This is a genomic window from Ruegeria sp. YKSE079 (genome assembly GCF_059612845.1).
Genome location: NZ_JBXWRJ010000021.1, coordinates 1 through 22,681, shown reverse-complemented (window position 1 = coordinate 22,681; position 22,681 = coordinate 1). Strand labels below are relative to the sequence as shown.

General features: G+C 58.2%; 22 protein-coding genes and 1 tRNA gene. 13 read left to right on the top strand and 10 right to left on the bottom strand.

Annotated elements, in window-relative coordinates:
- Positions 1-100 precede the first annotated feature (100 nt).
- Positions 101-901: a DODA-type extradiol aromatic ring-opening family dioxygenase gene (locus AC2FMY_RS17490; RefSeq protein ID WP_496807803.1), complete on the top strand. Its 801-nt coding sequence runs from the start codon at positions 101-103 to the stop codon at positions 899-901.
- An 8-nt stretch (positions 902-909) separates the two neighbouring features.
- On the opposite strand, the gene AC2FMY_RS17485 is transcribed toward AC2FMY_RS17490, so the two are convergent.
- The 3 genes from AC2FMY_RS17485 to dgcN all read right to left on the bottom strand — a co-directional run bounded on the left by AC2FMY_RS17485 (position 910) and on the right by dgcN (position 3,826).
- Positions 910-1,770: a D-amino-acid transaminase gene (locus AC2FMY_RS17485; RefSeq protein WP_496748145.1), complete on the bottom strand. Its 861-nt coding sequence runs from the start codon at positions 1,768-1,770 to the stop codon at positions 910-912.
- A 13-nt stretch (positions 1,771-1,783) separates the two neighbouring features.
- A complete protein-coding gene (gene dgcA / locus AC2FMY_RS17480) occupies positions 1,784-2,749 on the bottom strand; it encodes an N-acetyl-D-Glu racemase DgcA (protein ID WP_496807802.1) in 966 nt (321 codons plus the stop codon).
- Between the two features lie 75 nt (positions 2,750-2,824).
- Positions 2,825-3,826 (bottom strand): N-acetyltransferase DgcN, encoded by a 1,002-nt coding sequence (dgcN, locus tag AC2FMY_RS17475; protein ID WP_480751482.1) that lies wholly within the window; start codon positions 3,824-3,826, stop codon positions 2,825-2,827.
- 295 nt (positions 3,827-4,121) lie between these two features.
- Here dgcN and AC2FMY_RS17470 point away from each other — a divergent pair, with 295 nt between their 5' ends.
- Entirely contained in the window at positions 4,122-5,084 is a 963-nt protein-coding gene (locus tag AC2FMY_RS17470; protein ID WP_496807801.1) for an L-malyl-CoA/beta-methylmalyl-CoA lyase, read from the top strand.
- A 64-nt stretch (positions 5,085-5,148) separates the two neighbouring features.
- Positions 5,149-5,769 (top strand): hypothetical protein, encoded by a 621-nt coding sequence (locus AC2FMY_RS17465; protein WP_496748138.1) that lies wholly within the window; start codon positions 5,149-5,151, stop codon positions 5,767-5,769.
- A 45-nt stretch (positions 5,770-5,814) separates the two neighbouring features.
- Here the strand turns inward: AC2FMY_RS17465 and AC2FMY_RS17460 are convergent, their stop codons facing one another.
- A complete protein-coding gene (locus tag AC2FMY_RS17460) occupies positions 5,815-6,396 on the bottom strand; it encodes a PA14 domain-containing protein (protein ID WP_496748136.1) in 582 nt (193 codons plus the stop codon).
- A 375-nt stretch (positions 6,397-6,771) separates the two neighbouring features.
- On the opposite strand from AC2FMY_RS17460, the gene AC2FMY_RS17455 reads away from it, so the two are divergent.
- Positions 6,772-7,734: an acetyl-CoA carboxylase carboxyltransferase subunit alpha gene (locus tag AC2FMY_RS17455; protein WP_480751477.1), complete on the top strand. Its 963-nt coding sequence runs from the start codon at positions 6,772-6,774 to the stop codon at positions 7,732-7,734.
- Between the two features lie 9 nt (positions 7,735-7,743).
- Here the strand turns inward: AC2FMY_RS17455 and AC2FMY_RS17450 are convergent, their stop codons facing one another.
- From AC2FMY_RS17450 to AC2FMY_RS17435, 4 genes are read right to left on the bottom strand one after another with little or no spacing between them, the layout of a single operon-like run.
- Positions 7,744-8,886 (bottom strand): lytic murein transglycosylase, encoded by a 1,143-nt coding sequence (locus AC2FMY_RS17450; protein ID WP_496807800.1) that lies wholly within the window; start codon positions 8,884-8,886, stop codon positions 7,744-7,746.
- A gap of 49 nt (positions 8,887-8,935) precedes the next feature.
- Positions 8,936-9,730 (bottom strand): ABC transporter permease, encoded by a 795-nt coding sequence (locus tag AC2FMY_RS17445; RefSeq protein ID WP_496807799.1) that lies wholly within the window; start codon positions 9,728-9,730, stop codon positions 8,936-8,938.
- Positions 9,723-10,490 (bottom strand): ABC transporter ATP-binding protein, encoded by a 768-nt coding sequence (locus tag AC2FMY_RS17440; protein ID WP_496807798.1) that lies wholly within the window; start codon positions 10,488-10,490, stop codon positions 9,723-9,725. The genes AC2FMY_RS17445 and AC2FMY_RS17440 overlap by 8 nt, the downstream gene beginning before the upstream one ends.
- Before the next feature lie 34 nt (positions 10,491-10,524).
- Positions 10,525-11,538, bottom strand: a complete 1,014-nt coding sequence (locus tag AC2FMY_RS17435; protein ID WP_496807797.1) for an ABC transporter substrate-binding protein — start codon at positions 11,536-11,538, stop codon at positions 10,525-10,527.
- 164 nt (positions 11,539-11,702) lie between these two features.
- Here AC2FMY_RS17435 and AC2FMY_RS17430 point away from each other — a divergent pair, with 164 nt between their 5' ends.
- Positions 11,703-12,506, top strand: a complete 804-nt coding sequence (locus tag AC2FMY_RS17430; RefSeq protein ID WP_496807796.1) for a methyltransferase domain-containing protein — start codon at positions 11,703-11,705, stop codon at positions 12,504-12,506.
- 10 nt (positions 12,507-12,516) lie between these two features.
- Here the strand turns inward: AC2FMY_RS17430 and AC2FMY_RS17425 are convergent, their stop codons facing one another.
- Positions 12,517-13,161 carry a GntR family transcriptional regulator gene (locus AC2FMY_RS17425; RefSeq protein ID WP_496748123.1) on the bottom strand — a complete coding sequence of 215 codons (645 nt, stop codon included), beginning with the start codon at positions 13,159-13,161 and terminating at the stop codon, positions 12,517-12,519.
- 33 nt (positions 13,162-13,194) lie between these two features.
- Positions 13,195-13,890 carry a M48 family metallopeptidase gene (locus AC2FMY_RS17420; RefSeq protein WP_496807795.1) on the bottom strand — a complete coding sequence of 232 codons (696 nt, stop codon included), beginning with the start codon at positions 13,888-13,890 and terminating at the stop codon, positions 13,195-13,197.
- A gap of 100 nt (positions 13,891-13,990) precedes the next feature.
- Here AC2FMY_RS17420 and AC2FMY_RS17415 point away from each other — a divergent pair, with 100 nt between their 5' ends.
- The 8 genes from AC2FMY_RS17415 (at position 13,991) to AC2FMY_RS17380 (ending at position 22,013) form a co-directional block, all read left to right on the top strand.
- On the top strand, positions 13,991-14,311 hold the full coding sequence (locus AC2FMY_RS17415) for a TIGR02300 family protein (protein WP_480751465.1): 321 nt from the start codon (positions 13,991-13,993) through the stop codon (positions 14,309-14,311).
- Positions 14,312-14,470: 159 nt separating this feature from the next.
- Positions 14,471-14,546 (top strand) — tRNA-Ala (locus AC2FMY_RS17410).
- A gap of 293 nt (positions 14,547-14,839) precedes the next feature.
- Entirely contained in the window at positions 14,840-15,601 is a 762-nt protein-coding gene (locus AC2FMY_RS17405) for a sigma factor-like helix-turn-helix DNA-binding protein (protein WP_496807794.1), read from the top strand.
- Positions 15,598-16,179: a hypothetical protein gene (locus AC2FMY_RS17400; RefSeq protein ID WP_260101131.1), complete on the top strand. Its 582-nt coding sequence runs from the start codon at positions 15,598-15,600 to the stop codon at positions 16,177-16,179. Before AC2FMY_RS17405 ends, AC2FMY_RS17400 begins: the two co-directional genes overlap by 4 nt.
- 1 nt (position 16,180) lies before the next feature.
- A complete protein-coding gene (locus AC2FMY_RS17395) occupies positions 16,181-19,585 on the top strand; it encodes a UvrD-helicase domain-containing protein (protein ID WP_496807793.1) in 3,405 nt (1,134 codons plus the stop codon).
- Positions 19,586-19,634: 49 nt separating this feature from the next.
- The gene (locus AC2FMY_RS17390) at positions 19,635-20,423 is read left to right on the top strand and encodes a multiubiquitin domain-containing protein (RefSeq protein WP_496807792.1); all 789 of its coding nucleotides are present in this window, start codon (positions 19,635-19,637) and stop codon (positions 20,421-20,423) included.
- Complete coding sequence (locus AC2FMY_RS17385; RefSeq protein ID WP_496807791.1) at positions 20,398-21,573, top strand: ThiF family adenylyltransferase; 1,176 nt, start codon at positions 20,398-20,400, stop codon at positions 21,571-21,573. The genes AC2FMY_RS17390 and AC2FMY_RS17385 overlap by 26 nt, the downstream gene beginning before the upstream one ends.
- On the top strand, positions 21,570-22,013 hold the full coding sequence (locus AC2FMY_RS17380; protein WP_496807790.1) for a ubiquitination-like system serine protease family protein: 444 nt from the start codon (positions 21,570-21,572) through the stop codon (positions 22,011-22,013). Before AC2FMY_RS17385 ends, AC2FMY_RS17380 begins: the two co-directional genes overlap by 4 nt.
- Positions 22,014-22,681: the final 668 nt, after the last annotated feature.

Here is a 22,681-nt window from a genome sequence, read left to right as displayed (position 1 = left end):
AAGGACGCAGAAACGCACAAATACTGTTTGGAAAGCGACCTGACAGTCGCGGACAATCTGTCATATCCTTACTGCAAACATCAGGCGTCCCGAGGTGATCATGCCCAATCCATTGCCAACCTATTTTATCTCGCATGGTGGCGGTCCATGGCCATGGCTGCCTGACATGCGCCAACGGTTCAAGGAACTGGAAACGTCTCTGGCACGGATGCCACAAGATATTGGCGAAAGGCCTAAAGCGGTCCTGATGATCTCGGGACACTGGGAAGACAGCGATGCATATGCTGTCATGTCATCCCCCCGACCGCCCATGGTGTATGACTATTTCGGTTTTCCGCCAGAGACCTATGAAATCGTTTATCCGGCACCCGGTGCTCCTGATCTGGCCCGGCGCAGTGCTGATCTGATGGCGGCAGCAGGTCTGCCGGTTCGGCTGGACGACACTCAAGGGTTCGATCACGGAACATTCGCGCCGATGGCGGTGATGTATCCTGAAGCGAATATGCCGACCTTTCAGATCTCTCTGCGCAGTCACTATGACCCGGCAGAGCATCTGGCACTCGGCCGCGCCCTTGCCCCATTGCGCAATGATGGCGTGCTGATCGTCGGTTCCGGCCTCAGCTATCACAACCTGCGCCTGATGGGACGCGAGGGGGAAAAGCCCTCGGCGGAATTCGACGCCTGGCTCGACGCAGCACTTGGACTTGAACCGGATGCCAGAACGCAAGCAATGCTGAATTGGGAAAGCGCTCCGTCCGCGCGCACCTGTCACGCGCAGGAGGACCATCTGGTGCCGCTTTTTGTGGCGCTGGGGGCCGCCGAAGAGGCCCCCGCAAAACGCGTGTATCACGAAACCCAGTTTTTCGGCTCGCTTACCGCGTCAAGCTATCGGTTCGGTTGAGCGGCAACTCAGATTGCCTCTTTGCGGGCTTCGTCCAGATAAATCTCGCGCAGACGTCGGGCGATCGGTCCGGGTGTGCCATCCCCTAGTCGCACTCCGTCGATCTCGACAACCGGCATGACAAAGGCGCTTGCCGAAGTGGTGAATGCCTCGTCCGCTTCTTTCGCTTCGTCGATGGTGAACAGGCGTTCTTCGATCTCCATCTGCGCCTCGGCAGCCAGACGCAGCACCGCCTTGCGGGTGATCCCGTGCAGGATGTCGTTCGACAGCGGCCGAGTCACGATCTTGCCGGCCTTGACGAAATAGGCGTTATTCGAGGTGCCTTCGGTCACGAACCCATCCTCGATCATCCAGGCGTCGTCGCAGCCCGCCGCCTTGGCCATCATCTTGCCCATCGAAGGATACAAAAGCTGGACCGTCTTGATGTCGCGACGGCCCCAGCGGATATCTTCGATCGAAATGATCTTGTTGCCTTTAGCCGCCGCCGGGCTGTCGGCCAGACCAGGCTTGTTTTGGGTGAACAGAACGATCGTCGGCTTGGTATCGGCCGACGGAAACACGAAATCCCGATCCCCGTCGGAGCCGCGGGTTACTTGCAGGTAAACCAAACCCTCGTCGATCCCGTTCAGCTTCACCAGTTGGCGATGAACTTCCAGCAACTCGTCCTTGCTGCAGGGCTCGGCCATGTCCAGTTCGTCCAACGACCGCTTTAGGCGCACCGCGTGGCCCTCAAAGTCGATCAGCTTGCCGCCCAGAACGCTGGTCACCTCATAGACCGCGTCGGCCATCAGAAACCCCCGGTCAAAGATCGAGACTTTTGCCTCGTCCTCAGGCAGGTATTCTCCATTCACATAAACGGTGCGGGTCATGTCTTGTGTCTCCTCAGCCCCAGAGCGCCGCTTTGGGCGGGTACACTCCGGCATCATCAAAAATCAACGGGGTGTCGCGGTCTTCGGCCAACAACAGCGGGCCGTCAAGATCTGTCACCATCGCGCCCTGAGCCACCAGTGTCGCAGGGGCCATCGCCAGTGAACTGCCCACCATGCACCCCACCATGATGTCGTACCCCTCGGCCAACGCGGCTGCGCGCAGCTTCAACGCCTCGGTCAGACCGCCGGTCTTGTCCAGCTTGATGTTAACCACATCGTATTTGCCCTTGAGCGAGGGCAGGCTGGCACGGTCATGACAGCTCTCGTCGGCACAGACCGGCACCGGGCGATCCATCCCGATCAGCGCTTCGTCCTGCCCGGCTGGCAAGGGCTGTTCGACCAATGCAACACCCAGTCGCACCAGATGCGGCGCGAGGTCAGCATACACCTCGGCGGTCCATCCCTCGTTTGCGTCAACGATGATTTTTGCGTTCGGCGCACCCGCACGGACCGCTTCCAGTCGGGGCATGTCGTCGGGCGTACCCAGCTTGATCTTCAGCAAAGGCCGATGGGCATTTTTGGCTGCCTGCGCCTGCATCGCCTCGGGCGTGTCCAAAGACAGCGTGTAAGCGGTGATTTCCGGTCCCGGCTCCGGCAGACCTGCCAGCTCCCAAACCCGCTTGCCTGTCCGCTTGGCTTCCAGATCCCACAAAGCGCAATCCACCGCATTGCGCGCCGCACCAGCAGGCAACAGGTCCATCAACCCTTCGCGCGTAAACTCCGCAGGCAACCCGACAATCTCGGCTTCGACCGTTTCCAGTGTCTCGTCGTAACGCGCATAAGGCACGCATTCGCCCCAACCTTGATGCGCACCGTCTGTCACCCGCACCGTCAACACCTTGGCTTCGGTCCGCGACCCGCGTGAGATGGTGAACACCTGCGCCAGCCGGAACACGTCGCGAGAGACTTCGATCTGCACTCGCCTGCTCCTTCATCTTTTTCCAAATACTCCCGCCGGAGGCGGCCATACTCCGCCACCGGCGAGCCGCTTGCATCACATCGCGGCGAGCGCGTCCACCAGCTTGTCGGACCCAAACCTGAATGGATCGGTCGCAGGCAACCCCATATCGGCCTCAATCTGCGCCAGATAGGCCTTGGCGTCGCCTTCGCCCATGTGCTGGGTATTTACCGAAACACCCACCACTTTGCAGTCAGGGTTAGCCACCAGAGCCAAGTTCAGCGCGGTATCGCGCAGCGCTTCGAGCGTCGGCAACTGATAGGTCGGAAGGCCGCGCATGTGCTCCCGCGTGGGTTCGTGGCACAAGATCAGCGCATCCGGCTGACCGCCATGAATCAGCGCCATGGTGACGCCCGAATAGGAAACGTGGAACAGGCTGCCCTGCCCTTCGATCAGGTCCCAGTGATCGTCGTCATTGTCCGGGGTCAGCCATTCCACCGATCCGGCCATGAAATCGGCGATCACCGCATCCAGTGGCACACCGTCACCGGTGATCAGGATGCCGGTCTGCCCGGTAGCGCGGAAGCTCGACTTCATGCCGCGCTCGCGCATTTCCTTGTCCATTGCCAGCGCTGTATACATCTTGCCCACTGAGCAATCGGTGCCAACCGCCAGGCACCGCTTGCCCTTGCGCTTGATGCCGTTGGCAATCGGGTAATCCACCGAAGGCACGCGCACGTCATGAAGGGTCCGTCCACAAGCTTCGGCTACGGCCACCAGATCCGGCTCGTTGCGCAAAAGGTTGTGCAAGCCCGAGGCCAGATCAAACCCTTCCTCCAGCGCCATGACCAGAACTTTCTTCCATTCCTGGCTGATCACACCACCCCGGTTGGCCACGCCAATGACCAGCGTCTTGGCCCCTGCCTCGCGCGCTTCGACCAGATCCATGTCCTTCAGACCCAGATCGGCCTTGCAACCGTCCATACGGAATTGACCCACGGCGTTTTCCGGACGCCAGTCCTTGATGCCGACGGCAACCTTGGCCGCCAGTTGGTCGGGCGCATCGCCCAAAAACAGCAGATACGGTGTCTCGATCATTGCGGTGCACTCCTTTGTTTCCGGCGTACCCTATTGAAGCGCCGTTACGAGCGTTTCGCGTATTTCCCCGCTCACTTCACTCAAAGCGAAGATCATTGCACGATCTGCGATAATCACGCAAGAATCTTCGAAGTTTTCAAACTGATTAATCTTTAATCACCTTATCAGCGCCTTATCTTGATGGATGCTGCGATTGCATTGCTGCGCACGCATAATGACGCTTGCGCAAGTGCGCGCAATTTAATACCTCATTCTGCAAGAAAATCGCAATTTCCTTACTCAATGAGGTCAACCGATGAGTTTCCGCATACAGCCCGCCGCCCCTGCGCGCCCCAATCGTTGCCAGTTGTTCGGTCCCGGCTCCAACACCAAGCTGTTTCCAAAAATGGCGGCGTCGGCAGCGGATGTCATCAACCTCGATCTTGAAGATTCGGTTGCGCCTTCGGACAAAGATACTGCCCGCGCCAATGTGATCGAGGCGCTGAACACCCTCGATTGGGGCAACAAGACCATGTCGGTGCGCATCAACGGGCTGGATACACCCTATTGGTACCGCGATGTGGTGGACGTGCTGGAACAGGCGGGTGATCGGCTGGATCAGATCATGATCCCCAAGGTGGGTTGCGCCGCCGATGTCTATGCCGTCGACGCGCTGGTCACCGCCATTGAACGCGCCAAGGGCCGGACCAAGCCGATCAGTTTCGAAGTGATCATCGAATCCTCTGCCGGCATTGCCCATGTCGAGGAAATCGCAGCCTCCTCCCCCCGTTTGCAGGCGATGAGCCTGGGCGCGGCTGATTTTGCCGCCTCGATGGGGATGCAGACCACCGGCATCGGTGGCACGCAGGAAAATTATTATATGTTGTGCAATGGCGAAAAGCACTGGTCAGACCCGTGGCACTGGGCCCAGGCCGCCATCGTTGCTGCTTGCCGCACCCACGGGGTGTTGCCGGTGGACGGACCGTTCGGAGATTTCTCGGACGACGAAGGCTATGTCGCGCAAGCCAGACGTTCAGCCACGCTCGGAATGGTCGGCAAATGGGCGATCCACCCCAAACAGATTGCGCTGGCCAATCAGGTTTTCACCCCGTCCGACGAAGCGGTGACCGAGGCCCGCGAAATCCTTGCCGCAATGGAGCAGGCCAAGGCCAAAGGCGAAGGTGCTACTGTCTACAAGGGTCGCCTGGTTGACATCGCTTCGATCAAGCAGGCCGAGGTGATCGTGGCCCAGGCAGAACTGATTTCCGCAAACGGCTGACGCCCATATCGAGATTTTGCGAAAGGGCGTCCATCGGGCGCCCTTTTCTGATAGGTTTCCAAGTATGACCGAGTTGACATTGTTTCATACCGCCGCAGTGCATTGCGCCACCTTTGACGCTCTTTCGGCGCGGATCGCGCCGGATGCAAAGCTGACGCATGTTGTGCGCCCTGACTGGCTGGACCGGGGCTTGCACGGGATCAATGCCGAACTGGCGTTGGAAATCCACTCGGCCATCTTCACTGCGCCAAACGCGATTTGCACCTGTTCGACAATCGGCGAGATCGCTGCGCGGGCCGGGGCACTGCGCGTCGACTGGCCCATGATGCAAGAGGCCGCATCAACCGGAGGACCGGTCCTGATGGCTTATTGTCTGGACAGCACGCGCGAACCTTCGACCCGGTTGTTGACCAAAGCCTTTGCCGAGATCGGACTGGAACCCAACATCCGTGAGTTGCCACTTGCCCATCTTTGGGTGCATTTTATCTCGGGCGATACCGAAGCCTTTGCCAAACGCATTGCCGTGCAGCTGTCGCGCGCACTGGAAATTGCCCCGGACACAGCTTGTGTCGTGTTGGCACAGGCCTCTATGGCCGGGGCAACGGCACATCTGAATTGCGGCATTCCGGTACTCAGCGCACCCGAATCCGCATTGCGCGCAGCACTTGGCCTTTCCCCAAAATGACGAACGGGGCCAAATGGCCCCGCTTGCTTTGATCACTCAAGCTGGTCAATGACCAAAGACGTCGTTCGGCACCCATTTGAGCTTGTCACCCTTCTTGCCCCATTTCATCATCAGGCACGCAGTGCTGTATTTCTGAAAATAGACGATGCTCAGATCATACCAGCCCGCTTTTGGCACTTCGACATCCACGCGCTGATTGGCTTCGCAGGGTTGGCGGCTGGAAAAATATCCAACCTGCTGCCCGCCGATATTCGCATCGATTCCATCGTTCGACCAGGTTTCCAGCGTATAGGTTCCCGGCGCGTCGAACCGGATATACCCTTTGATGTCAGCAGCAACATTCATCGCCTGATCGAAGGTCATGACAGGCTCGCCCTCATCGGTGTCTCGGTAGTCGAGACCGCTGAGCGGCAAGCCCGGTTTGGCGTCGGCAATCATGCTTTTGGCGGCACTGATCGACTGAATCTGCGCGGGCGGATCACCCGCCCAGGCATATTTCACCGCAAGCCCCGCCTTGGGATTCGACGGCTGTGGGCTTGCGGGAGTAAGCGTCAGGGTCTCGGCCGAGGCCGTGACAACCATTCCCAGTGCAAGAACTCCGGCCAACCCGGTAACGACAGATTTCATCATCAACTCCCTGTTGGGTGCGTCGCCGCCGTTTTCCCCGGTCTTTCACAACGCCATCAACAAAAGCCTATTCGGCAAGTTTTCACTCGGCAAGTCCGACGTGATCACTTTTCCAGCACACATGTTTTCAAGGTTTTGAAAGCGCCGAAATTAATCACCCCGCAACTAACGCAAAAAAGATCAGAAGGTTCCCGTATGGAACTTGTGGCGGCTTCAAAGAACCTCAGATCAACCAAAGTCCAAAACCGCCGAGGTGTTTCTTGCCACTCGCCCAACACACCGTCGACATCCTATTCGGGTAACTTAAATCTTGCCGAGTTGCATCTTGGGCGACCTCGGGCCATATAACGCGGAGATTCCGCTTTGAGAGACGTCATGACCCAGTATCTGGATTTCGAGAAACCGCTGGCTGAAATCGAAGGCAAGGCCGAAGAGTTACGCGCGCTGGCCCGGGCCAACGAAGAAATGGACGTGGCTGACGAAGCGGCGGCGCTGGATGCCAAGGCTGCCAAGATGATGGACGAGTTGTACAAGGATCTGACACCCTGGCGGAAATGCCAGGTGGCACGCCATCCGGAACGACCTCATTGTCAGGACTATATCAAAGCGCTGTTCACAGAATACACGCCCCTGGCCGGGGACCGAAACTTTGCCGACGATCTTGCCGTGATGGGCGGGTTGGCGCGTTTCGACGACCAACCGGTCATGGTGATCGGCCACGAAAAGGGAAGCGACACCAAGTCGCGGATCGAACGCAACTTCGGCATGGCCCGGCCCGAAGGATACCGCAAAGCCGTACGCCTGATGGAAATGGCAGGCCGATTTGGCCTGCCGGTTATCACTCTGATCGACACTGCTGGCGCCTACCCCGGCAAGGGCGCCGAAGAGCGCGGCCAGTCCGAAGCAATCGCCCGCTCGACCGAGATGTGCCTCAAGATCGGCGTACCGCTTGTTTCGGTCATCATCGGCGAGGGTGGCTCGGGCGGGGCGGTTGCGTTCGCCACCGCTAACCGCGTGGCGATGTTGGAACACTCGGTTTATTCGGTGATCTCTCCCGAAGGTTGCGCCTCGATCCTGTGGAAGGATGCCGAAAAAATGCGCGAGGCCGCCGAAGCGCTGCGCCTGACCGCGCAGGACTTGCACAAGCTGGGCGTGATCGATCGGATCATTACCGAACCAAAAGGCGGCGCGCACCGGGATAAACACAGCACCATCGAGGCCGTCAGCAAGGCGATTGCCACCATGCTGACGGAACTGGGCGGCAAGGACAGCGCGACCCTGATCAAGGACCGCCGTCAGAAGTTCCTGGATATCGGGTCCAGGGGACTCGCGGCCTGAGCCGCGCCGCTAGCCTCGACGCAGCATCCGTAACAGCTCGGCAGATGGCTGGCCTGTCACCGTCAGGTTGTTGGCGCGCTGATAGGCACTGATTGCCGTCGTGGACTTCGACCCGATCACCCCATCCGCACCTTGCGTGTCGAACCCGGCGGCAGTCAGGCGTTGTTGCAACTCCTTGCGGTCATCCAGCGTCAACCCGGTTTCATCGGGACCAAAGGATGCGTTGAACGGTCCGCCTCCGGCGATCCGGTCGGACAGGTGGCCCACACCAATCGCATAGCTGTCCGAGTTGTTGTATCGCTTGATAACCCTGAAATTCTGGAAAACCGCAATCTGTGGTCCGGGCACCTGCGGCTGCAAGGTGGCAATCGGTGTTCCCGAACGGGCCGCGGCAGAGCCAATCTCGCCGCCCCAGGGCTGCCCCCGAACCCACCCTGAGCGCGCCAGATACGCCGCCGTCGAGGCCAGCGCATCGGTAGGATCCTCTGACCAGATATCGCGCCGTCCGTCGCCGGTGAAATCGACGGCATAGGCCAGATAAGACGTCGGGATGAATTGCGTGTGCCCCATCGCTCCCGCCCAACTTCCGGTCATGTTCCGGGGCGCTGTATCCCCGTTCTGAACGATCTTCAGTGCCGCAACCAGCTGGCTTTCAAAGAATGCACCGCGCCGCCCGTCATAGGCCAGTGTCGACAGTGCCGAGACCACCGGCACATCACCACGACGCGCGCCATAGCGGCTTTCGAGCCCCCAGATGGCAACGACAACTTCCTTGTCCACGCCGTAGTGCGACTCGATCTGCGACAGGGTACTGCCGTGGCGTTGCAACATCTGTCGGCCGGTGTCGATGCGCTCGTCCGAGGCAGCGATGGCCAGATAATCCTCCAGCGAGCGTTTGAATTCCGTCTGGTTGCGGTCCCGCTCGATCACTTCGGGCAGATAGCCGGCCTCCTGAAACGCTGTGTTGATCGTGGATTGGGAAATACCCTGCGCTGACGCACGGTTCTTGAAACTGGTCACCCAGGCCTCCCAGCCCGCATTCGGCACCGCGCGCATCCGTGTGACTTGCGGTGTGGGCGCCACACCACCGCCCGAACAGGCGGTCACAAGCGTTGCGCCAACTCCAAGGGAAAACATCCGTCGATTGATCATTGCCCGGCCTGCTCTTTTTCTGATTTGCCTTTGCCCCAGAATACAGCGATCAACTGCGCCACGCCAGAAGGCGTTTTTCCAAAAGCCCGATGGCCCAGCTCGTCAGAATGCCCAGCGCCGACAGAATGACAACTCCGGCAAAAAGTCGCTCAAGGTCATACAGCGCGCCTGCCTGAAGGATGTAGGCGCCGATGCCAAATTCGGCGCCCAGCATCTCGGCTGCGACCAAGAGAATGATGCCGATTGCCAGTGAAACGCGCAGTCCGGACAGGATTCCGGGTAGTGCGCCGGGCAGGACGATCTTGCGGACGATGCTGTTCCAGCCAAGGCCAAAGCTTTGCCCCATGCGGATCAGGTTGCGGTCGACATTGTCCACCGCGCCATAGGTGGAGACCACCGTAGGCGTGAAGGTGCCCAGCGCGATCAGGGCGTATTTAGACCCCTCGTCGATACCGAACCAGATCACGAAAAGCGGCAGCAGCGCGATCTTGGGGATTGGAAAAATCGCGGCCACCAAAGGCACCAGCCCGGCCCGCACGTAAGAAAACAGACCGATCAAGACACCAACGCAGATCCCTGCGCTTACACCCATCGCCGACCCCACAAGAAGCCGCGTCACCGAGGGAAGCAGATGCGTCCACAACGCGCCTGAACGGGCCAGTTCCATCAACGTGGCCCCCACGTCCGAGGGGCGCGGAAGGGTCAGGTTCGAGATCCAGCCAGCCCGCGTTCCCCATTCGATAAGTATAAGCAATACAATGAAAACCGCAGCTCCTGCACCGCGTTTTGAAACCGGCGAAAAGCCACCGCCGCGAAACGGGACAGGGCGTGAGGCGTCAGGCATCGGCCAACTCCTGATCCGCCGCCAGCGCCTCTTCGCGCATCAGGTCCCAGAGCCGCTTTTGCAGCGCTTCGAGGTCGGAATCTCCGGCCCCTCTTTCGGTCAGCGGCGTGTCGATAGCGATCACTTCGCGCACCCGTCCGGGGCGGCGCGACAGGACTGCGATGCGGTGACCCAGACGCACCGCCTCGGCCAGGTTATGGGTGACATATACGGCTGTGAATGGCTGCCGTGACCACAGTGAAATCAGGTCTTCCATCAACAGTTCGCGGGTCTGCGCGTCCAGCGCGGACAGCGGTTCATCGAGCAGCAGAACCGCCGGGTTGACCGCCAGTGCGCGCGCGATTGCGACGCGCTGCTTCATGCCGCCGGACAACTGTCTGGGCAGTGCATTTGCGAAATCTGTCAGTTTTGTACGCTCCAGAACATCCGATATGCCATTTTGTACAACTCGCGACGGCAGCCGGTGATCCTCCAGCACCAGTGAAATGTTCCCCGCCACGCTGCGCCACGGCAGCAGGGCAAAGTCCTGAAACACGAAAGTCAGGGGGTTGAGGCATCCGTCGGGAACCTCGCCCGATTGCAACACCTGCCCCTGGTCCGGCTGCTCCAGTCCGCCGATCATCCGCAGCAAGGTTGACTTGCCGCAGCCCGAGGGGCCGACCACGCACAGGATTTCACCCGCAGGGATGTGCAGCGAGACATCGTCAAGCACCAGCATGTCACCATAGCGGTGCGTCAGGTTCCGGATTGTCAGTTCCATGAAGAAATCGGGCGGGTGGCCCCGCCCGGTCCGCTCAGATCATCTGGACATATGACGGATCAACCAGAACTTCGCTGGTGATCTCCGGCTTGATCAGCCCTTCGGACTTGAACCAGCTCAACTGGTCCTCGACCGAGGTCATGTTCAGCGCCGCGCCCTGATTGATACGCATCGCGCCGTTGCGGATCGACGGTGCGGCCTTTTCATAGGGGCGGTCGGTGTAGACGTATTTGTGGATCAGCTGCACCATGTCCTCGGCGGCTTCGTCACCGGCTGTGCTGTCGACCAGCGCGGCGTTGAAATCATCCGCCCCGCGCGAAAAGGCGCGCAGGAAAGCCTCGGTCTGGGCGCGTTCGTTGGCGGCATTGTCTGCCGAAGTGAACACGGTCGTGACCTGATAGTCGGGGATGTAGTCGGCAACATTGCCGATCACCTGAACCGCACCACCACCTGCCAGAGCCTTGGCGATGTGGGGTACGATCGACCATGCATCCACCTGCCCCGATTTCATCGCGCCAATGATCGCGCCGACCTTCTGCAGCGGGGTGAAGCTGACCGAGACACCCTCGGCGGCCGCGATCCTGGACCCCATGTAGTGAAAGGACGATCCCGGTTGCGTGACCGCGAATTTCTTGCCGTCCAGCGCCGCCGGGCTGGTCAAGCCGGCCTCGTAAGCGGCATTCGAGGCCAGGATCATCTGGCCGTCGATGCCCTGCTCTTCGCTGAGAGCGCCGCCGATCACCCTGGTTGCGCCTTTTTCGGCAAGGCTGATCAAACCACCCGAGATCGCCGTCACCGCATAATCCGCATCGCCGCTGGCAATCGCCACCGCCATCGGTTGCGCCGCCTCGAAAAAGCGGAACTCGATATCCAGCCCCTCGTCCGAGAAATAGCCGCGCTCGTAGGCAACAAAAGACGCGGCATGGCTGGTAAAGCGCAACGCGCCGACCGTCATCTTGGTGTTGGCAAGGGCCGGAGTTCCCAAGGCGGGCAGCGCCGCCGCGCCCCCCATCAATCCCAAGGCGCCGCGGCGGGTGAAGTGTGTCATGGTCTCTCTCCCCTATTGTTCGAAGGATAATGTCTCAGATAGGGACATCATCCAAGCCCTGTCCGCCATTCGCTGCGCCGGCTGAGGTGACCGGCGCGGGTGAATTTGGAGATTTGGCCGATTCGAGTGACACTGACCGGACAGAAAAGAGACCGGGGAGCGCCATGTCAGATCCGTATTCCAACCTCGCAGCGCAGGACCACGCCGTTCAATCCACGATCGCGGATGCGATGGAGGCGCGTTGTCTTGACCCGTCGCAGGTCGCGATACGCGAAGCTTATCTGCGCGGGATGAAACTGCCGTCCGGCGCTTTTGCGGTGGAACTGGGGTCGGGTACCGGCCATGTGACACACGACCTGATCAAGGTTGCCGGGGCCGCCAGCGCGTTGGGGATCGAGCCCTCACCGGTCATGGTCGAGCGGGCGCGCGCGCAGTTCGCGGCCGAGCCGAACCTGAGTTTCCAGACCGGTGATGCCAGAGACACCGGGTTGCAGGACGCATCCGTGGACATGGTCTTGATGCACACGCTGTTATGTCATGTCCCCACCCCTCGCGATGCGATTGCCGAGGCATTCCGCATCCTCAGGCCGGGCGGCGTGCTGGCGATCTGTGATGGGGATTACGACACCGCCACGGCCCAGATCGGCGATTACGACCCTTTGGACCAGATCGTCCGGTTCATGATCAACCAGAATGTCACCAACCTGTGGATCATGCGTCAGGTGGGCGATCTGCTGACGCATGCAGGGTTCGAGCCAGGCACGCGACAAGGGCATGGATATGTGGCCGAAGGCGAGGCCGGGTATTTCATGACGGTAATTGACCGGGGCGCGGACAGGATGGCCGAGACCGGATTGTTGTTCCCGGAAACGGCGGCGGCCCTGAAAGCGGAGGCGCGGCAGCGGCTGCAGGCCAACAGGTTTTTCGGCTTCATGTCCTATGTCAGCCAGATCGCCACAAAGCCCTGAATGCTGTCGGTCAGGTGACCAGCAGCCGCAACCCCTGGGTGACGTCGGAACGGACCGCCAAACGCAACCCCGGTTCGTCGCCTGCCTTGAGCGCGGCGATGATCAGCCGGTGATAATGCGGCGTATCGGTACGTTGCAGCCGCCCGTAAAGCGCGCGCATGGTCGGGCCAAGCTGTAGCCAGACGGTTTCGGCAATGGCCAGCATCGCCGGCGCCTGCGCCCGCAGATAGAGCGTGCGGTGAAATTCCAGATTGGCGCGGATATAACCCACCCCGTCACGCTTGGTGACCATTTCGGCCACGTTCATGTTGATCGCCTGCAACCGGTCGATCAGCGCCATATGCGCACGCGGCAGGGCGCGGCTGGCCAGTTCCACCTCGAGCAGGGCGCGCAGGGCGGCCAGCTCCTCGATCCGGTCGTTGGTCAGCTCTGGCGTCGAGACCCGGCCCGAAGAGGACAGGAACAACGCGCCTTCGGCGGCAAGGCGCCGCACCGCTTCGCGCGCAGGCGTCATCGAGACACCGAATTCCTTGCCGATCCCGCGCAGGGTCAAGGCGTGCCCCGGAGGGATTTCGCCATGCATGATCCGCGACCGCAGGACCCGGTAGATCCGGTCATGCGTGGCGGATTGGATGTCGGTCTGGCGTGCGCTCAACATCCGTTCATGTGATCACAAATTCGCCCAAGGTCAACTCACACCTGCGTCGAAACGATAACGATGCAGGCTGTTGCCATTGTCGCGCAGCCAATTTCGGGGAGCGTCATACGGGCCAAAGATCCGCTCGACCTGGGCCCAGAACGCGCGAGAGTGATTCATCTCGGCCAGATGCGCCACTTCGTGCGCGGCAACATAGTGCAGCACGTCGGGCGGGGCGAGGATCAGCCGCCACGAAAACATGAGCGCCCCTTCGGAGTTGCACGATCCCCAGCGCGAGCGCGTGTCCCGCAATGTCAGCCGCACGTAGCGCCGGCCAATCATGGCGGCATAGTCGTCACAGGCCCCGGTCAGCCGGTCGCGGGCCAGTTCCTGAAGGTATCGCAACAGGCGGCGCTCTGCCCGGCCCTCGGGAACGGCGATTTCGTTCGCCCGCAACTCCACCCGCCGCCCGGTGGCGGGCACGATTCGCCGCAAGCTGCCCTCGACCGGGATGTCCTGCCCGTAGTGCAGTGCCACATGGTCGGGGCGTTTCTCAAGATGCTGGCGAATCCAGCCTTCCTTCGCGCGGGCGAAATCCAGTGCCTCTGCCTCGGGGATACCGGTGGGCAGGGTCAGCGTAACCCGCCCGTCCAGTTGGGAAATCCGAAGGCTGATACGCCGCGCCCGCGCCGAACGCCGCAGCGTCAGCGGCACGGCGGGATGCCCTGGCAATGCATGTCGTCCCAAGATGCGCCCCCTTTTGCGTAAAGGCTTTGACAGTCCCTACCGCATGTGGCAGGTGACCTGAATCGTCAACACGACTCAGCAGATATCAAGGGGATTCCACATGCCCAAGGAAGAATGGGGTGTAAAGCGCGTTTGCCCGACAACAGGCAAACGGTTTTATGACCTGAACAAGAACCCGATTGTCAGCCCCTATACGGGCGAGATCGTGGAACTGGACACCGGCAAGAGCCGGATGATCGCCGCCGATGCCGAAGATGCCGCATCGGTCAAGGCCCGCGAAGCCGTATCGGATGACGATCTTCTCGACGATGACGACGCCGTGGATGTCGATCTCGACGACGATCTGCTCGACGATGACGATGACGACGACAGCGTCTCGCTGGACGACATCACCGACGTGTCGTCGGACGACGAGTCCTGAACCGCCGCACGGGGCAGCAATGCCCCGCGCCGCACCCGCACGACCGTTGGGTCGCACGGGGTCAACGCCCGAAGATTTTGGCCTGATCGGTGTATTTTTGGCTTGCACTCTTCACCGGCGTTGCATAAACGTCCGTCCACCGCACAGGCGGTACGGCATGGGGCCTTAGCTCAGTTGGGAGAGCGCTTGCATGGCATGCAAGAGGTCAGGGGTTCGACTCCCCTAGGCTCCACCAAATCCTAGCTGAAAAGCACCAGATAGGCCTGCCTTTACTGTCAGAGAATTTGCCTCTGACCGGGCGTTCAGCGCAGAAACCTAGCCTACGGCCAGATTGCATGCTCCTCCTATCGAAATACTTCCTTAGCGAGTTGAAATGGCGGCCTAAATAAATACCCTCTTCGAATGTTATTCGAGATTGAAGCTGTAGATGAGTCCGGACCTACGCTATAGGGCTCTAATACCGCGAAAGACTTGGAGGTTCCGATTTTGCAATCGAGCATTGAGGTCAGACCACTGACCAAACGGCGATTGACAGGTGAGCTGTACACGCGCGACGCGAAGATCGAGGAGCGATTGGGCGAGCTATCCGCAGTGTCGCGAGATGAGCTGATCGAACGTATTTCAGTGTCGAGAAAAACAGATCCGAACTACGTACCAAGCGAGTGCTTGGTGTATTTCATTCGGAACAGCCGCGAAGACAACACTGAAGCGTGGTTTGAGCGGCTTTTTAAAATACTCGCTGAGAGAGTGCTGAGGGCACTTCCGCGCGAAGGTGTCAGTGGGGGTAAGACAGCGTCGCTTACCAATCTAGCTATACGAGATAGGGTCTTTGGCAGGTTTGTGGAGCTATTGTCTCTGGACCGTACATCCGGTTCGGACAAGCTTGATTACTTTGAGGTCCGGTTTGACGGAGCGTTGGCCAGCTTAAGGCGAGACGCACAAGAGCAGGCATGGCGCGAGGAAAACCGGTCTGCACCGCTCGAATACGACACGGAAACAGGCGAACTCTCCGAGGAAGTCGAACGTGCCGCAGGGAGTTTTGATCTGAGCGAAGCGCTAGAAATCGACGACCCAGATTACCGGTCCCGATGGGAAGCGGCGATTGACACTTTACCAAGAAGACAAATGAGGATCATCCAGATGCTGAGAGAAGGAATTCCGATAGACTCAAAAGACCCCAACATAGTTACAATAGCAAAGGCACTTGGAAAGTCAGAAAAGACCATCAGGACACATCGCGACAAGGCTTTTGCGGCTTTACGCGAAGCTCTGAATGGAGATGACCAGTGAGCGCCGACAAAAACCGACCATCAAAGGAAGATGTGCTCAACGCATTGGCGGTCGAACCTCGGCACGATCGGCTGACGATTGAACGATATCTGAAAGACTACCCCGAGTACTCCAATGAGCTGATCGACCTCGCGAGAGAGCTCTCGCGAAGTCCTGAGAGCGACTCAGGTCCACTTAGGGCGTCCGAAAGTCGACTTATCGATGATGCTTGGCGACAGTTTGCTCCGTTGGAAACGAAAGCGGCGGCAGATCCGCTGGCTGCCTTATCTGTTGATCAATCGCGACATCTCGCAAGAACGCTCGATGTTCCAAGGCAGGTCATCACAGCGTTTAAGGAACGACGGGTTGATGTCGAGACGGTTCCCAGGCCTTTCCTTGCTAAATTTGCAGGCGCTATTCAGCTAACGGTTGCAGCTTTCACCCAAAGCCTAACTGTTTCACCGGGCTCTGGGCTGGCTCGCAGCTATAAAGCTGATGCGAAACCGCAGATCATGGGCAAGGTGTCTTTCGAGCGGCTCCTCGTCGATGCCGGAGTTCCAGACGCACGACGCGCAGAGCTTATGGATCAAGGCGACTGACGTGGACGGCGTAGAACTCGCAAGACAGGCTGCGACTCGACTGCACAAAGTCGCGGTTTCGGATGGTCATGATCCCACGCAACCGTACGAGTTCGCGATCGCCGAAGCCAATCGCCGCGGATTTGATGTTGAGGAAACATCACCCAGTTCTCCCTTGCTCGAGGGCAGTCGCGCGACAGTCATACATGCGGATCGATTGATCTTGCATGAGAACGCGGGAACCGCATTCGAGAAGGCTTTTCTGGTCGCTCACGAGATCGGTCATTTGGAACTTGGCGACGGCGCGGAGGGTGAACAGACAACGGAAATTGATCCTACGCGCGCTGCGGAGCCCTCTCCGATCGGAATGGAACGTGTTGTTGACTACGGTCGCAGGCAACGCCGTGAAGTTCAAATGGACCTCTTCGCGCGCGAATTTCTTCTCCCACGCGCTGTCGTAAAAAGCCTTCATCTCGAATCGCAGCTAACTGCATCGGACATTGCTCAACGTTTCGGGGCGCCCTTTGATGTCGTCGCCCAACAACTGTTCGACGCGTTGCTCCTGCCCGAAGTTATCTCCGAGCTTGAGACCGAATCCGTGGAGCGGACACCGAATGCTCTTCAGGCAGCAGCAGCATCGCATCGTGGGAATGCCTATCTTCTGGAAGCGGGACCTGGAACGGGGAAGACCCAGACGCTCGTGGCGCGAGTTGATGCACTCTTGGAAGAAGGCGTCGATCCGCGTCGCATTTTGTTGCTGACTTTTTCTAATAAGGCGGCAGGCGAAATGGCGGATCGAATTGCACGCAAGCACAGTTCGGCAGCGACAGCGATGTGGATCGGAACCTTTCATGCCTTTGGCTTGGACATTGTCCGGCGATTTCATGGCGAACTGGGTCTTCCGACAGATCCACGCATGATGGATAGGATTGAGGCGGTCGAACTACTTGAGGAAGAATTTCCCCGTCTGGACCTCGCCCATTATCGAAACTTGTATGATCCCACACAGATCATTTCCGATATTCTTCAGGCGATTTCCAGGGCCAAGGACGAAGTTGTCGATCCCGCGCGCTACGCCGGCTTGGCGGAGGAAATGGCGGCTTCCGCGGCGACGGAGGACCAAAGGGTTGCTGCCGCGAAGGCTTTGGAAGTGGCCCGCGTTTATGAGGCATATGAACGGCTAAAGGCTAACGTTCACTGCGTCGATTTTGGTGACCTTATTTCTATGCCTGTTCGACTGTTGGAGAGCCGTTCTGACATTTGTGAGCATCTTCGATCCCAATACGACCACATCTTGGTCGATGAGTATCAGGATGTGAATCGAAGCAGTGTCCGCCTCCTCACAGCACTGTGTCCCGACGGCCGCAACCTGTGGGCAGTTGGAGATGCAAAGCAGTCGATCTACCGCTTCAGGGGCGCGTCATCATTCAACATGGCGCGCTTTGGGGTCAGCGATTTCCCAGGCGGCGAACGGGGACGCTTGAAGAAGAACTATAGGTCAGTGGAAGAGATTGTAGATACCTTCTCCGATTTTGCGGCGGACATGATCGTGGGGGATACCGAGAGCGGTCTTGAGGCCGTGCGCGGCTCAAATGGTGCCCGTTCTACGCTGCGCAAGGTCGCACAAGCGCCGGACCAGATTGTTGCCATCTCTGAGGCGATTCAAGAGCGCCATCGTGATGGGTGCGCCTTTCGTGAGCAGGTGGTGCTGTGCACTGGCAATGAAAAGCTCTCGGAAATCGGACAGAGCCTGGAGCGCCTCGGTGTTCCAGTTCTATTTTTGGGAAGCTTGTTCGAACGCCCCGAAATCAAAGATCTGATGTCGTTGCTCACCATTTTAAGCGACAAGAGGGCAATGGGGTTGGTACGGGTCGCCTGCATCGGTGATTTTAAAATGCCGATCGATGATGTGGGTAAAATCTACCGGCATCTGCGGTCTTCTGATGGCAACCCAAAGAACTGGCTGGAAAACACCGACTTGACGGCTAGCTTGTCAGAATGCGGCCAAATGAGCTTGGCCAATCTCAAGGCTGCATTCGACGGTTTCGATGACACATCGGAACCCTGGGCTGTGATTGCGCACCTGTTGCTGGATCGCACAAGAATTGCTGCGCGTTTGAGTATTTCTGAAACGACGGTTCATCGTACGCAGGGAATTGCCATTTGGCAGTTTCTAAATTTTCTGAGAAGTCAGCCAACAGGACAAGGGCGGCCCATCAAGCGGCTTTTGGATCGTGTGCGCAGATTAGTTCGCCTGGGTGATGATCGCGACCTACGACAATTGCCGTTGGCCGCCCAAGGTATTGATGCTGTCCGGTTGATGACAATTCACGGAGCCAAGGGTCTTGAGTTTGAGACAGTTCATTTGCCGGGCTTGAATGCAGATACGATCCCAAGAAAGCCTCCACCTCCACCGTGCCCGCCACCTGATGGGATGGTGGAGGGGACGACAAAGAGTGCTCTGAAGGCGTTTCAAACCGGACAGGCGGAAGAGCAAGAGTGCCTATTTTACGTTGCGATGTCGCGTGCACGCGACAGGCTTCTGATCTATGCGCCGACGCAGAAGTTAAACGGCAGCAGGCGAAATCTATCCAGCTTCATCGATCGGCTTGGGTCGAGAATTGATCATCAGACCATCCAACCCGGCAGCAAGTTGGCTGCCGTACCGGAGATGGCTGATGTCATGCTCGAGGTCAGCGGGCGCATTCGTTTCAGCGGTGCTCAGCTCTCCCTCTACGAACGCTGTCCGCGACGGTTTTTCTATACACACGTTCTGCAAGTGGGCGGGCGCCGCACTGCTACACCGTTTATGCAAATGCACGAAGCCGTGCGAGCCGTGGTGAAGGAGGTTATCGCAGGCAACACGACATTTTCTTCTGATGCCGACCTTCGAGGCCAAGTCGCAAAGGCCTTTTCGATCCATGACCTTTCACAAAATGGGTATGTTCGAGAGTACACGGACTATGCAGTGGCGATGGTCTCGTTTTTCCTTTCGACGCGCGGTGATCATACTCCTGAAACGCCGACCGCTGTGAAGGTTCGACTGGGCGATGAGGAACTCGTAATCGAGCCAGACGATATCCTTTTGAGAGCGGACGGAAGTCGCGCCGTGAGAAAGATCCAGACTGGTCATTTTCGAAAATCGGAAACGGATGATGTTGGAACAGCAGCGTTTTTGCTGGCTGCCCGGCAGGCGTTTCCAGGAGCTGACGTCGAGTTTCTTCATTTGTCTGATGAAACAACTCGACCGATGGACATGACGGATAAAAAGCTGGGAACCCGTCGCGACAAACTGACCAAAAATCTCCAGGACATTCGTTCCGGGCGCTTTCCTGCCAAGCCATCGGCGCGGGTTTGCCCCGGATGCCCTGCTTTTTTCGTGTGCGGCCCGACGCCCGACGGCATTTTGAAAAAAAAGTTCGACTAAATTTACCGGTCTCCGAAAGTCACTTCGATTGACCCCTTAGAAGCCGGGCATGGGTCCGGCACAAGCTAAGGAGCAAATCAAGATGACTCTCGACGACATTCCTGATCATGATGATCTTTCTGATGCGCTGCGCGAAGACCGCCCGCTGCACAAGGCGCGGGCTTATCGTATCCGCTTCGCGCTCGACGGGCTGAAATTCCGGAAGCTGGACGTTCCGGACCCGATTCCCCTGGGTCGGCAGATCATTGCCGCGGCCGGGTGCAATCCGGATGATGATTTCAGTCTCTTTGCCATCCTCGCCTCGGGTGATTTCGAGGACATTCGGCTTGATGAACCTTTCGACCTTCGGGCACGGGGTGCCGAGCGGTTTGTCGCGTTCCAGACTGATCGCAATTTCAAACTGACGCTTGATAATCGGCAGATCGAGTGGGGCAAGCCTGCCATCTCCGGAGCCGCTCTCTACAAGCTTGCCAACATCGATGATGACGAAGCTATTTTCCTCCAGAAACGCGGCGGGACCGACCAACTCGTCGAACCGGATGATTTGATGGATTTGAATGAGCCCGGGATCGAACGGTTCATCACTGCGCGGCGCCCAGATGCGACTTGCATCATTGTCGTAAACTCTCGGCCCCGTGAGGTCGAAGACCGTCACGTGACTTTTGAGGAAGTCGTGAAACTGGCTTTTCCGGGCGCGCACGACCCGAATGTCATTTTTTCGATGACGTTCCGCCACGCCGCTTCGAAGCCTCACGCGGGTGAACTTGCCGCGGGTGGTTCTGTCAAAATCAAAAAGAAGGGGACTGTATTCAATGTCACACGCACTGTTCAGTCTTAATGACGATCTCAAGCGCCTGCGCAATGAAGGTTACCTCGTGCAAGTAGTGGGCGGTTGTCTAGTGATGCGGAACGTCCCATACGTCGACAAGAGCCGTGATGTTCGCAGTGGCACACTGATCTCCAGCCTGACATTGGCTGGGGATCAGACCTGCCGACCAGATACGCATGTCATTCACTTTGACGGTGAATACCCGTGTACTGCAGACGGACGCCCGATCGACCAGATCCGGCATCAGAGCCGAAATATTGATCTCGGGAATGGCCTGGCTGCGAAGCACTCATTCTCAAGCAAACCAGAGGGCGGGTATGTCGACTATTTTCACAAGATGACGACATATGCGGCAATTCTCTCCGGTCCGGCTGAGGTTGTGGATTGCAATGCCACTCCGAGAACGATGAAAGAGCCGGAAGCGGAAGAAGAAAGTGTCTTCAACTACACCGAAACCGCTTCAGACCGAGTTGGCATTGGCGCGCTTTCCGATCTTCTGAAATCTGATGTCATTGCGATTGTCGGTTTGGGGGGAACAGGCGGTTACATATTGGACCTGGTTGCCAAAACTCCAGTCTCTGAGATCAGGTTGTTCGACCCTGACGAATTTCTTCAGCACAACGCGTTTCGTGCGCCCGGAGCTGCATCCATTGAGGAGTTGCGGGAGGTGTCTAAGAAGGTGGACTATTTCAAAACGGCCTATTCCAAGATGCACCGTGGAATCGTCGCCTGCGACGAAGCCATGAGCGCAGCCAATCTGGACAAACTCGACGGCGTGACATTTGCTTTTCTGTCGATGGATGCTGGCGAAGAAAAGCGGCTCGTCGTCGAGAAACTTGAGACTATCGGCGCATCGTTCATCGATGTCGGTATGGGCCTTGAGCTTGATGACGGATCGCTTGGAGGCATTCTCCGCGTGACTGCGAGCACCCCTGACATGCGGGGTCATGTTCACAACGGCCGCGTGTCCTTTTCTGGGGGCGGGGAAAAGGATCTCTATTCTTCAAATATTCAGGTTGCGGACTTGAACGCGCTGAATGCGGTACTTGCTGTCGTAAAGTGGAAGAAACTTCGCGGCTTCTATCGAGACTTGGAGCGGGAATACCACAGCACATACACCACGGACGGCAACATGCTATTGAACGGTGACACAAAATGATGCGGCATAATCGACTGGAACACACTTTCGTTCAACATATTCCGGAAATGGTTGAGCCAGGTATTCTCTACATCTCGATGGAGTACGGGACAGCCGCTCACAGCTGTTGCTGCGGGTGCGGAGAGGAGGTTGTTACACCGTTCACACCGACTGATTGGAAAATGATCTTTGATGGCGAAACAGTGTCATTAAACCCTTCCATTGGGAACTGGACGTTAGCTTGCCGGTCGCACTACGTGATTAAGCGAGGGCGCGTTATTGAAGCTGGACCGTGGACGGATGAGCAGGTGGCGGCAGAACGATTGCGCGATCAGAAGGCGAAGTCTCGTCACTATACCGACCAGCCAACTGTCAATACGACACCCAGCCCTACACGTGGTTTGGAGCATGATACTCAACGCGCAAGCATCTGGAAACGGATCTGGCACTATTTCTGGTAGGACAGAGGCTCTTGGGAATTGACCTATGGTCGGAGCGAAAGGGTTTGGAAATGATACTCAGGACCGCCATGCAAAAAGAACGTACGCTTTCGCTTCGCGTAACAAGTAGTGGTTCCGATGTGATCTGACAGTTGGTCATATTCCCAGATGCCCGCAATGATAGCAGCGACTGGTGGGAGCGCAGTTCCCCCCATTTGGTCAAACATGCCGGAAGTACCTGTGCTCATGGCCAGCCATGAAATCTGCACATCGCCTTTTCCTCATCTGAAGAGAGCGATACCGTTACGTTCGGCGAGGGACCATGGCACATAGGCTTGATTTCTAATTGATTCTGTGTCCCTGCAGACTTGCCGAGTTGCCACCGGGAGAAAGTCTATGAAGTTCGATATCTATCCGCACTCTAGGAAGGCCCTGAGTGCAATCACGGGCCAGCTAGGACTGCAGCAGGACAATTGGGACGACTTCGATTTCAAGACTACGTACGGCCTCTATTACCAGCCATCAAAGAGCTCTGACCTTCTTTATGTCGGTGGCGTGAAGATCTTGAAACTGGGACATGTTTGACGTCAGCGCCAATGGGACAGTTTAGGTTGATTTGATAAGGGAGGGTTTCTGGCTCATCGTAACCATCAAGGAGTGGAGATGAGACAGAAACCCGGAACCAAGCA

Bases quoted from the DNA above. Each gene is read 5' to 3' on its own strand.
- AC2FMY_RS17390 (WP_496807792.1), top strand. From the start codon at position 19,635: ATGGGTCCGGCACAAGCTAAGGAGCAAATCAAGATGACTCTCGACGAC.
- AC2FMY_RS17465 (WP_496748138.1), top strand. From the start codon at position 5,149: ATGACCGAGTTGACATTGTTTCATACCGCCGCAGTGCATTGCGCCACC.
- AC2FMY_RS17430 (WP_496807796.1), top strand. From the start codon at position 11,703: ATGTCAGATCCGTATTCCAACCTCGCAGCGCAGGACCACGCCGTTCAA.
- AC2FMY_RS17490 (WP_496807803.1), top strand. From the start codon at position 101: ATGCCCAATCCATTGCCAACCTATTTTATCTCGCATGGTGGCGGTCCA.
- AC2FMY_RS17455 (WP_480751477.1), top strand. From the start codon at position 6,772: ATGACCCAGTATCTGGATTTCGAGAAACCGCTGGCTGAAATCGAAGGC.
- AC2FMY_RS17485 (WP_496748145.1), bottom strand. From the start codon at position 1,770: ATGACCCGCACCGTTTATGTGAATGGAGAATACCTGCCTGAGGACGAG.
- AC2FMY_RS17470 (WP_496807801.1), top strand. From the start codon at position 4,122: ATGAGTTTCCGCATACAGCCCGCCGCCCCTGCGCGCCCCAATCGTTGC.
- AC2FMY_RS17415 (WP_480751465.1), top strand. From the start codon at position 13,991: ATGCCCAAGGAAGAATGGGGTGTAAAGCGCGTTTGCCCGACAACAGGC.
- AC2FMY_RS17440 (WP_496807798.1), bottom strand. From the start codon at position 10,490: ATGGAACTGACAATCCGGAACCTGACGCACCGCTATGGTGACATGCTG.
- dgcN (WP_480751482.1), bottom strand. From the start codon at position 3,826: ATGATCGAGACACCGTATCTGCTGTTTTTGGGCGATGCGCCCGACCAA.
- AC2FMY_RS17445 (WP_496807799.1), bottom strand. From the start codon at position 9,730: ATGCCTGACGCCTCACGCCCTGTCCCGTTTCGCGGCGGTGGCTTTTCG.
- AC2FMY_RS17435 (WP_496807797.1), bottom strand. From the start codon at position 11,538: ATGACACACTTCACCCGCCGCGGCGCCTTGGGATTGATGGGGGGCGCG.
- AC2FMY_RS17460 (WP_496748136.1), bottom strand. From the start codon at position 6,396: ATGAAATCTGTCGTTACCGGGTTGGCCGGAGTTCTTGCACTGGGAATG.
- AC2FMY_RS17450 (WP_496807800.1), bottom strand. From the start codon at position 8,886: ATGATCAATCGACGGATGTTTTCCCTTGGAGTTGGCGCAACGCTTGTG.
- AC2FMY_RS17385 (WP_496807791.1), top strand. From the start codon at position 20,398: ATGTCACACGCACTGTTCAGTCTTAATGACGATCTCAAGCGCCTGCGC.
- AC2FMY_RS17380 (WP_496807790.1), top strand. From the start codon at position 21,570: ATGATGCGGCATAATCGACTGGAACACACTTTCGTTCAACATATTCCG.